Below are 9,714 nucleotides of genomic sequence, written 5' to 3' on the forward strand. Positions count from 1 at the left end.
GTCGTCGAACTGGCCGTCAGAGCTTCTCGATCAGTTCCGGCACGGCGGTGAAAAGGTCGGCGACCAGGCCATAGTCGGCGACCTGAAAAATCGGGGCTTCCTCGTCCTTGTTGATCGCGACGATGATCTTGGAATCCTTCATCCCCGCCAGGTGTTGGATCGCGCCCGAGATTCCCACGGCCAGATACAGGTCCGGCGCGACGACCTTGCCGGTCTGCCCGACCTGCCAGTCGTTCGGCGCATAACCCGAGTCGACCGCCGCGCGCGAGGCGCCGACGGCGGCGCCAAGTTTGTCGGCCAGCTTCTCGATCAGGGCGAAGTCCTCCTCGGAACCGAGGCCCCGCCCACCCGAGACGACGGTCCCGGCCGAGGTCAGCTCCGGCCGATCGCTCTCCGCCACCTTGTCCTCGACCCATTCCGACAGGCCGGGATCGGCGACAGCACTCACCGTTTCGACGGGGGCGGCGCCGCCCTCGGGGGCCGCATCGAAGGTGGATGTCCGGATCGTCATGACCTTGGTCGCGTCCGACGACTTGATGGTTTGCACCGCGTTGCCGGCATAGATCGGACGCTCGAACGTGTCGGCATCGACCACCGCCGTGACATCGGACAGGATCATGACATCCAGAAGCGCTGCGATGCGGGGCATCACGTTCTTCGCATCCGTTGTCGAGGGCGCGACGATATGGCTGTAATCCCCCGCCATCGACACGACCAGTGCCGCGGTCGGTTCGGCCAAGCGATGGCCGAGCGACGCATCCTCGGCCACAAGGACCTTGGCCACGCCTTCCAGTTTGGCCGCGGCCTTGCCCGCCGCAGCGGCCGACGCGCCCGCGCAGAGCACCGTTACGTCACCCAATTGCTTTGCGGCCGTCAGCGCCTTGGACGTCGCATCGACGTTAAGTTCGCCATTGGTGACTTCGCCGATCAGAAGAACCGCCATCAGACCGCCCCCGCTTCCTTGAGTTTCGACACCAGTTCATCGACCGACTGAACCATTTCGCCGGCCTTTCGAGCCTCCGGTTCGGCGGTCTTCACGATCTCAAGCCGCGGTGCGACATCCACGCCGTAATCGGCGGGGGTCTTCTCCTCCAGCGGCTTCTTCTTGGCCTTCATGATGTTCGGCAGCGAAGCATATCGCGGCTCGTTCAGTCGCAGATCGACGGTGACGATGGTCGGCATCTTGACCTTGATCGTCTGCAATCCACCATCGACCTCGCGGGTGACGACGGCATGGTCACCCTCGATCTTCACCTCGGACGCAAAGGTGGCCTGCGACCAGCCCAGCAGCGCCGATAGCATCTGACCGGTCGCGTTCATATCATTGTCGATGGCTTGCTTGCCGGCCATCACCAGGCCGGGTTCCTCCTCGTCGATGACGGCTTTAAGGACCTTCGCAACGGCCAGCGGCTCGATATCCTGGTGGACGTCGTCGGCGGCCACGACGAGGATCGCGCGATCCGCGCCCATCGCCAGCGCCGTGCGTAGCGTTTCCTGCGCCTGTTTCACGCCGATCGACACCGCGACGACCTCTTCGGCAGTCCCGGCCTCCTTGAGGCGGATGGCCTCCTCGACCGCGATCTCGTCGAACGGGTTCATCGACATCTTCACATTCGCCAAGTCAACACCCGACCCGTCCGCCTTGACGCGCACCTTGACGTTGTAATCGATCACCCGCTTGACGGGCACGAGGATTTTCATCGGTTGCTCCTCCTTGGACAGCTTTCCCCGGGGTCTATCGGATGCTTCTGGGCCGGGACAGGTCGAAAACGACAGGTCGGCACGATGTGACGCACCGTTCTGACGTTCACGTCATTCGGCATCCCGGAATGCACGGCTGGCGCCCGGAACCCATTGCACATCGGCGCGTCCGTCGTCGTTGGCGATCCGGGATGCCACGAAGAACCAGTCGGACAGGCGGTTGAGATACTTGATCGCGGCTGGGTTCACATTCTCCTGCCCGGCGAGTTCGACCGACAGTCGTTCCGCGCGCCGTGTGACGGTCCGGCACAGGTGCAGATGCGCGGCGAGCGGCGTCCCCCCCGGCAGGACGAAGCTGCGCAGCGGCTCGAGCGCGGCGTTCATCGCGTCGATCTCGCGCTCCAGCCGGTCCACCTGGTCCGCCGTCATCCGCAGCGGCGGGTATTCCGCCTCGGCATCCTTGTCCTGGCCGGGGCGGCACAGGTCGGCGCCCAGATCGAACAGATCGTTCTGGATGACGGCCAACTGCGCGCCGATCTCCCCCTCGGCGTGCAGACGCGCCATGCCGATCGTCGCATTCGCCTCGTCCACGGTTCCGTAGGCGGCGACGCGTGCCGATGTCTTGGGCACTCGGGTCCCGTCGCCCAGCGCGGTGGTCCCCGCATCACCGGTTCGGGTGTAGATCTTGGACAGTACGACCATGGTTCAGCCTTTCGAACGGATCCAGACGAAGCCGATCAGCAGGATCACGGCCGCGAGCTGGGCATAGATGCGCCAGCGCATCAAGCGGTTGGCATGCTTGCGATTGAAGTCGCCGCCCTTGGCGAACCCGCCGATCCCCGTCAGCAGGATCAGCAGGACGAGCAGGCAAGCGCCGGCCACGACGTAGAACAGGGGGTCGTCTCGCATCCGCATTCCTCCTCACGGGTCGGGTCGGGACATAACATCCCGCGTCAGGAATTCGAGACGATCCTGTCTACCATCCGCGTCGGCGCCGCGCGTTTCAGGATCATGGCCAACGTCGTCGGCACGGTCACGCGGTATCGCGCCCTGGGATGCCGGGCCTCGACCGCATGGATCAGGGCGCGGGTCACGGCGGCGGGCGGCAACTCGAAACGGGCGGTTCGATCTTCGTAGAGACGGCCCATCATCGCCTCGTATTCCGTACGGCGCGCCGCGCCGCGCCAGTCGATCCAACGCTCGAACTGCGCGCGCGCGTTCGCGCGGAAGCGGGACGTGATGGGGCCGGGCTCGATCAGGATCGCATCGATGCCGGTGCCGCGCAGTTCCATGCGAAGCGTGTCCGTGAGCCCCTCGACCGCGAATTTCGTGGCGTTGTAGGCACCGCGCCAGGGGGCGGCGGCGAAGCCGAGGACCGAGGAGTTCTGCACGATGCGTCCCGACCCGGCGCGCCGCATGACCGGTATCACCCGGCGGGTCAGGTCGTGCCAGCCGAAGACGTTGGCCTCGAATATCGTACGCAGGGCGTCGGTCGGCAGGTCTTCGACCAGTCCCGGGATCGCGTAGGCCCCATTGTTGAACAGGGCGTCCAGACGGCCGCCCGTCGATTCGAGAACTTCGCCCAACCCGGCCTCGATCGACTGCGGGTCCTCATAGTCGATCCGGGGGCTTTCCAACCCGAGGGCGTGCAATCCGTCGCAATCGGTCGCGCGGCGGCAGGCTGCGAAGACCCGCCAACCACGGTCCCGCATCGTGAGAGCGGCGTCGCGGCCGATGCCGCTGGAACACCCGGTGATCAGGATCGTACGCACCATGGCGCCTGCGTTAACAGGCAACGGGGCGGGCGCAAGCCCCCCCTTTCGATCGTCAGACGGCGGGCTCCAGGAAACGGGCGGACATGAACCCCGTCCGACCCGTCGCGATGTCGCGGATCTCCTGCCAGCCACCCTCGGGCGGCCCGAGCGGTTCCGCCAATGTGCCCTGGGGGAGGCTGTCCACGACGCGGTTCGCGGTCGACGGGCCCGCGCGCATGTTCACCCGCGACCCGGTCACGCGCAGCATGCGCTCGGCGGTCGGCTCTGCCGTCGCCTCCGGGGCGTCACGGGGTTCGACGAGGCTGACCACGAGCGGTTCGCCGATCAGACGCGGTTCGGGAAAGCTGCCGGCGGGGGCCGGGGCAGAGGCCGCGATCGCGGCGGCATCGGGCACGAGTGCCTCGGACGCGACGGCACGGGTGACGTGGGGCTCGGGTGAACTGGCGTTCTGGAGGATGACGGGGCGGTCGAACTCCGCGGCGTCGGCGGCAATGGACACGGCGCCCTGTTTCTCCGGCGCGACGACATCCGTTGGGTGGCCCCAGATCACGAATCCGGCGTAGAGCGCGGCGGCCAGCGTGAAAACAAGCTTGATCATGGTCGTCGGTCCCCCAAGACCCGCGAAAACAACTCGTCCGACAACACGATGACCCTGGCCGGGGTTCCGCGGACGCTACGTCAAGGTTAACACGCGTGACCCATCTGCCATAGCGCATTCTCGATCCGCGGGGTCGTCCGGGTCCGCTTGTGCGGCGGAGTCGGGCTGGATAGATCGGTCGCCATGAGTGACCCGAACGACACGCCCACCCCCGAAGAGGTCGTCTCCGAACCGCTGCGGCGGGCGATCGGTGACCGGTACCTGACCTACGCGCTGTCGACGATCATGCATCGCGCGCTGCCGGATGCGCGCGACGGGCTGAAACCGGTGCATCGACGGATCCTCTACGCCATGCGGGAACTGCGGCTTTCGTCCGGTGGCGGCTTTCGCAAGTCGGCCAAGATCTCGGGCGACGTGATGGGCAACTACCACCCCCATGGCGACGCCGCGATCTACGATGCCATGGCGCGTCTCGCCCAGGATTTCGCGGTCCGTTACCCGCTGGTCGACGGCCAGGGGAACTTCGGCAACATCGACGGCGACAACCCCGCCGCGAGCCGATACACCGAGGCGCGGATGACCGCCGCGGCCGAAGCCCTGCTGGTGGGCCTCGACGAGGATGCGGTCGACTGGCGTGACAATTACGACGGAACGTTGCGCGAACCCGTCGTCCTGCCCGCGGCGTTTCCGAACCTGCTGGCCAACGGTGCCGCCGGTATCGCCGTGGGAATGGCCACGAACATCCCGCCGCACAACCTCGATGAGTTGATCGCGGCCTGTCTGCATCTGATCAAGGCGCCGAACGCGCGCGATGAAACCCTGATCGAGCATATCCCCGGCCCCGACTTCCCGACTGGCGGCATTATCGTGGAGCCGCGCGAGAATATCCTGGAGGCCTACCGCACCGGTCGCGGCGCCTTCCGCCTGCGGGCGCGTCACCATGTCGAGGATCTGGGCAAGGGCCAGTGGCAGATCATCGTCACCGAGATCTCCTACCAGGTGCAGAAGGGCAAGCTGATCGAAAAGCTGGCCGAACTGGTAACGACGAAACGCGTCCCCATCCTGGCCGACATCCGCGACGAGAGCGCCGACGACATCCGCATCGTGCTGGAGCCGAAGTCGCGGAACGTCGATCCAGACGTGCTGATGAACACGCTCTACCGCTTGTCGGAGTTGGAGACGCGGTTCTCGCTGAACATGAACGTGCTGATCGACGGGGTGACGCCGAAGGTCTGTTCGCTGCGCGAGGTGTTGCAGGCGTTTCTCGACCATCGTCGCGATGTGCTGCTGCGCCGTTCGCGGCATCGAATGCAGAAGATCGACCACCGGTTGGAGGTTCTGGAAGGCTTCGTCATCGCCTTTCTGAACCTGGACCGTGTGATCGACATCATCCGTTACGACGACGCCCCGAAGGAGGCGCTGATCCACGAGCCCTGGGGCGAGGGCTACGTCCGCGCCAAGGACGATTCCGATTATCGCTCGCCCTTGCCGACGGATCGCCAGCCGACCCTGTCCGAGGTCCAGGCCGAGGCGATCCTGAACATGCGCCTGCGCGCGCTGCGCCGGCTGGAGGAGATGGCCCTGCTGCGCGAACGCGACGCCCTGATGGAGGAGCGCGCGGGTCTGCAGGACCTGCTGGAGAGCGAGACGATCCAGTGGAAGACGATCGCCGACGAGCTGCGCGAGGCGCGCAAGCAGTTCGGAAAGGCCACCGAACTGGGCCGTCGTCGCAGCGACTTCGCCGAGGCGGTCGAGGTGGCGGATGTGCCGCTGGAGGCGATGATCGAGCGGGAGCCGATCACCGTCGTCTGCTCGCGCATGGGATGGGTCCGGGCGCTCTCGGGGCATCAGCCGCTCGACAAGGAGCTGAAGTTCAAGGACGGCGACGGCCCGGCCTTCCGCTTCCATGCCGAGACGACCGACAAGCTGATCGTGTGGGGCAGCGACGGGCGCGCCTTCACGCTGCAGGCGAGTGCGCTGCCGGGTGGACGCGGCATGGGCGAGCCTTTGCGCCTGATGATCGACCTGCCCAACGAGACCGATATCGTCGATATCCTGATCCACCGACCCGGCCGCAATCTGCTGCTAGCGTCGACCGCGGGGGACGGATTCGTCTGCCCGGAGGAGGAGATGGTCGCGATGCGCCGCGCGGGCAAGCAGGTGTTGAACTGCAAGCCGGGCGTTGGCGCGCTGCGCCCCGTCACCGCCGAAGGCGACCACGTCGCCTGCATCGGTGACAACCGCAAGATGCTGGTCTTCCCGCTGGCCGACCTGCCCGAGATGCCGCGCGGCAAGGGCGTGCGATTGCAGAAGTTCAAGGATGGCGGCCTGTCCGACGTCACGGTCCTCACTCTGGCTGAAGGGCTGAAATGGTCCGACCCGGCCGGTCGGGTCCGGCACGAACCTGACCTGTCGGAGTGGTTGGGCGCACGGGCGCAGGCTGGGCGCATGGCGCCTCGCGGCTTTCCGCGGAACAACCGGTTTGCCTGACGCATGATCGCCCCCGATACCCTTTCGGGAGAAATGGCGGGCACGCGTGGAAACCTCCTCGGCCTCGTCGTCAAGACGACGGTGCTGACGGTCGCGACGTTGGGGCTCTACAGCTTCTGGGCGCGGACGCGCATTCGCCGGTGGCTCTGGTCCTCGCTTCGGATCGGCGGCGTGCCGTTCGAATATGCGGGCCGACCGCTCGAGAAGCTGATGGGCTTCGTCATCGCGGCGGTGATCGTCGGGGTCTATCTGGGCCTGATCGTCATGCTGCTGATTTTTGCCTCGCTGAACCTCACGGGCGGGCCGGGGGCGGGGACCGGGGCTGCCCTCCTCCTTCTGGTGCCGGTCTACTGGATCGCGAAGTATCGCGGACAACGATACCTTCTTAACCATACGCGTTGGCGGGGCGTGGCCTTCTCGATGGAAGCTGGGGCCTGGGGGTATGCGGCCCGCGCGGCGTTCTGGTCCATCGCCACGATCCTGACCTGCGGGATCCTGCTCCCGGTGCGGACGCATCGCCTCTGGAAATACCGCGCGGAGCGGACGTTCTACGGCGAAAGCCGGTTCCGCCTCGCGGTTGGCGCCGGCGCCCTCTATGCGCCTTTCGTTCCGGTGCTGATCGGGGCCGCCGTATCGGGACTGAGCATCTGGGGCCTGATTGCGACGAACGATCTGACGACCGTCCTGATCCTGTTGCCGATGTTGCTGCTGTTATTCTTTGGCTGGATCAACTGGCGGGTCGCATCGTTCCAGATCCTGGCCTCCGGTCTACGGCTGGGCGATCACATGAGCCTGCGTGTCGAGCCGCGAACCCGTTCGGTCATCGGGATCCATCTGGTCGGATGGATCCTCATGGCGATGCTGTTCGTCGGCATCGGGATCGTCGGTCTGTTCGGTTTCGGCTTTTTCGCGCGCGGGGCGCAGGCGCAGTTCGACCTTCAGTCGCTGGAATCGCTGTCGCCCTACGTCGTCGCGGCCGGCGGCGCATTGTTCTACCTGACCTTCTTCGTTCTGCGCGGCGCCCTGCGGATCGCGATGGTCAGCTTCCCGCTGTTTCGCCACGTCGCCGACACACTGGTGATCGGCAACTCGATCGAGGTGGCGCAGGTCCGGCGCGGCGCGTCGGCCCATATGGCCGATGCGGACGGCTTCGCGAACCTGTTCGACATGGGATCCGGCATATGACCTTCTCATCCTCGCCGCAGATCTGGGCGGATTATTTCGACGGCCTGCGTGCCACCAAGCTGCGGGTCGAGCTGTCGCTCGTCGACGATTATCGCGGCCGCAGCTTGCGCATGGTCCTGCCGGAGGGGCACGCGATCCTCTGGCCGGTTTGCGATATACGTCGACTCCCCGACCAGGCGCCGGGACGGGCCGAGAGCTATGGGCTGGCACTGAACGATCTCGCGCGCCTGATCGTGGCGACGCCCGAGGCCAAGGCGCTGGTCGCGGAGCTTCCTCATCCGGGACGCAAGCTGCCGGCGCCGCCGCTCGGGCACCGCGTCGCGCTGATCGCGGGGGCCGGCACCCTGGCGCTGGCCGCGCTGGTGTTTCTGGTGCTTCCGGCCATGGCCGGCGTTCTGGCCCAGTTCATGGATACCGACGCCGAGGTCGCGATGGGTCAGGAACACTACGAGATGACGCGAGAGATGTTCGGCGGGCCGGGCCGGCCGCTCGCCGAATGCCGCGATCCGGAGGGCGTGGCCGCGCTCGACCGGATGGTCGCCCGCGTGACCCGGGATGTCGAGCTTCCCTACGACCTGAAAGTCGTCGTGATGGACGATAGCGCGGACCCGATGTTGAACGCCTACGCCGTGGCTGGCGGACGGATCACCTTTTTCGAGTCGCTGATACGTCTTGCGGAAAGCCCCGACGAGGTTGCTGCCGTTTTGGCGCACGAGTTGGGCCATGTCGTTTACGAGGATCCCATTCGTCAAACCCTGCAGGCGGCCAGCGTCCAGGCCGTGCTAGTCCTGCTGGTTGGCGACCTGACGGGCGGCGGGATCCTGACTGGCGTGGCCGGCCAGGCCATCGTGTCGAACTACTCTCGCGGGGCCGAGACACGCGCCGACCGCTTTGCCTTCGATCAGCTTACCAAAGTCGGGCTGCCCCCTTCGGCAATGGCGAGCTTTTTCGCCAAGACGCGGGATGTCTGGGGCGAGAGCGAGGGGCTGGCCATGCATTTTTCCTCCCATCCCCAGTTGACCGCCCGGATCGAGGCGGCGACGCAGATCGGCGATCCGTCGACAACCGCGCCCGCGTTGAATGCGGAAGACTGGGCGGCGCTGCGCGACATCTGCCGGTGAACTTGCCAGCCCGGCACCTGCCCGATACCACCGGTGAAAACGACGTGCTGGAGCGCAGATGACCGAAACCTACAGCCGCCGCGCATTCGCCGGTCTTTCGCTGGCCGGCCTGGCGGGCCTTTCGGCCTGCGAGGCCCCCGATCCGCTGACGCAGGATCTGCCGCCGATGGGCGACTTCCAACTTCTGCAACCGATCATTGTGGCCGAGAACGCAAAGAAGATCCCCCCCTCCCGCGATGCGACGCCCGAGAAGCTGAAATCCGTGATGGGTGCGGAGTTGGCGCGCCGCTTCGGTCGGTACCAAGGCGGTCGGGACTACTACATCGCCGTCAATATCGACGGGTACGCGCTGGCGCCGCCGGGCATTCCTGTGGTTCTGACGCCGAAATCCATCCTGGTGGTGACCGCCAACCTGTGGACGGCGGAGCCGCAGGAGAAAGTCGCCGGCCCGGAGCAGATTTCCACGTTCGAGGGGGCGGACACGCTCCTTCTGGGGTCGGGCCTGGTCAAGGACGCCGATGAGCAGTTGACGACCCTGGCGCGCAACATGTCGCGGAAGATCCAGTCGTGGCTGCTTCGGAGTCCCGAACGGTTCGGGCTACCGGCCTGATCCACTTGCCAACGGTTCCTCAGCCCGCTAGACGGCGCGCGATGCAATTCGGGGGGCCTTCGGGGCCTCCCTCTCAGTCAGGGGCCCATCATGGCGAAGGCAAAGTTCGAACGCACGAAACCGCATGTGAACATCGGGACGATTGGTCATGTCGATCACGGCAAGACGACGCTGACGGCGGCGATCACGAAGTATTTCGGTGATTTCCGGGCCTATGACCAGATCGACGGCGCG

Annotated in this window: 11 protein-coding genes; 5 read left to right on the forward strand and 6 right to left on the reverse strand. The window is 66.1% G+C overall.

The genetic code is table 11. The annotated features are described in order from the left end of the window. Positions 1-16: 16 nt before the first annotated feature. From MWU52_RS17760 to MWU52_RS17785, 6 genes are all read right to left on the reverse strand, one after another. The gene (locus MWU52_RS17760) at positions 17-943 is read right to left on the reverse strand and encodes an FAD-binding protein (protein WP_246954545.1); all 927 of its coding nucleotides are present in this window, start codon (positions 941-943) and stop codon (positions 17-19) included. Beyond that, positions 943-1,701: an electron transfer flavoprotein subunit beta/FixA family protein gene (locus MWU52_RS17765; RefSeq protein ID WP_246954548.1), complete on the reverse strand. Its 759-nt coding sequence runs from the start codon at positions 1,699-1,701 to the stop codon at positions 943-945. The genes MWU52_RS17760 and MWU52_RS17765 overlap by 1 nt, the downstream gene beginning before the upstream one ends. Before the next feature lie 111 nt (positions 1,702-1,812). After that, entirely contained in the window at positions 1,813-2,403 is a 591-nt protein-coding gene (locus MWU52_RS17770) for a cob(I)yrinic acid a,c-diamide adenosyltransferase (RefSeq protein WP_246954551.1), read from the reverse strand. A gap of 3 nt (positions 2,404-2,406) precedes the next feature. After that, entirely contained in the window at positions 2,407-2,610 is a 204-nt protein-coding gene (locus tag MWU52_RS17775; protein WP_246954554.1) for a twin transmembrane helix small protein, read from the reverse strand. A 44-nt stretch (positions 2,611-2,654) separates the two neighbouring features. Continuing rightward, positions 2,655-3,476 (reverse strand): SDR family NAD(P)-dependent oxidoreductase, encoded by an 822-nt coding sequence (locus MWU52_RS17780; protein ID WP_246954557.1) that lies wholly within the window; start codon positions 3,474-3,476, stop codon positions 2,655-2,657. Positions 3,477-3,528: 52 nt separating this feature from the next. Beyond that, positions 3,529-4,074 (reverse strand): SH3 domain-containing protein, encoded by a 546-nt coding sequence (locus MWU52_RS17785; protein ID WP_246954559.1) that lies wholly within the window; start codon positions 4,072-4,074, stop codon positions 3,529-3,531. A gap of 183 nt (positions 4,075-4,257) precedes the next feature. On the opposite strand from MWU52_RS17785, the gene MWU52_RS17790 reads away from it, so the two are divergent. The 5 genes from MWU52_RS17790 to MWU52_RS17810 all read left to right on the forward strand — a co-directional run. Next, entirely contained in the window at positions 4,258-6,564 is a 2,307-nt protein-coding gene (locus MWU52_RS17790; RefSeq protein ID WP_246954562.1) for a DNA topoisomerase IV subunit A, read from the forward strand. A gap of 3 nt (positions 6,565-6,567) precedes the next feature. Beyond that, entirely contained in the window at positions 6,568-7,749 is a 1,182-nt protein-coding gene (locus MWU52_RS17795) for a DUF898 family protein (protein ID WP_246954565.1), read from the forward strand. Further along, entirely contained in the window at positions 7,746-8,870 is a 1,125-nt protein-coding gene (locus MWU52_RS17800; RefSeq protein ID WP_246954568.1) for a M48 family metallopeptidase, read from the forward strand. Before MWU52_RS17795 ends, MWU52_RS17800 begins: the two co-directional genes overlap by 4 nt. 58 nt (positions 8,871-8,928) lie before the next feature. After that, entirely contained in the window at positions 8,929-9,480 is a 552-nt protein-coding gene (locus MWU52_RS17805) for a hypothetical protein (RefSeq protein ID WP_246954571.1), read from the forward strand. Between the two features lie 90 nt (positions 9,481-9,570). Then, the coding region (locus MWU52_RS17810; RefSeq protein WP_246954675.1) for a GTP-binding protein at positions 9,571-9,714 on the forward strand (144 nt) is incomplete at its 3' end.

It is taken from the genome of Jannaschia sp. S6380 (genome assembly GCF_023015695.1).
GTDB lineage: Bacteria > Pseudomonadota > Alphaproteobacteria > Rhodobacterales > Rhodobacteraceae > Jannaschia.

Excerpts from the sequence above, each read along its gene's own strand:
- MWU52_RS17775 (WP_246954554.1), bottom strand. The coding sequence starts at position 2,610 with ATGCGAGACGACCCCCTGTTCTACGTCGTGGCCGGCGCTTGCCTGCTC.
- MWU52_RS17795 (WP_246954565.1), top strand. The coding sequence starts at position 6,568 with ATGATCGCCCCCGATACCCTTTCGGGAGAAATGGCGGGCACGCGTGGA.
- MWU52_RS17800 (WP_246954568.1), top strand. The coding sequence starts at position 7,746 with ATGACCTTCTCATCCTCGCCGCAGATCTGGGCGGATTATTTCGACGGC.
- MWU52_RS17765 (WP_246954548.1), bottom strand. The coding sequence starts at position 1,701 with ATGAAAATCCTCGTGCCCGTCAAGCGGGTGATCGATTACAACGTCAAG.
- MWU52_RS17805 (WP_246954571.1), top strand. The coding sequence starts at position 8,929 with ATGACCGAAACCTACAGCCGCCGCGCATTCGCCGGTCTTTCGCTGGCC.
- MWU52_RS17785 (WP_246954559.1), bottom strand. The coding sequence starts at position 4,074 with ATGATCAAGCTTGTTTTCACGCTGGCCGCCGCGCTCTACGCCGGATTC.
- MWU52_RS17790 (WP_246954562.1), top strand. The coding sequence starts at position 4,258 with ATGAGTGACCCGAACGACACGCCCACCCCCGAAGAGGTCGTCTCCGAA.
- MWU52_RS17780 (WP_246954557.1), bottom strand. The coding sequence starts at position 3,476 with ATGGTGCGTACGATCCTGATCACCGGGTGTTCCAGCGGCATCGGCCGC.
- MWU52_RS17770 (WP_246954551.1), bottom strand. The coding sequence starts at position 2,403 with ATGGTCGTACTGTCCAAGATCTACACCCGAACCGGTGATGCGGGGACC.
- MWU52_RS17760 (WP_246954545.1), bottom strand. The coding sequence starts at position 943 with ATGGCGGTTCTTCTGATCGGCGAAGTCACCAATGGCGAACTTAACGTC.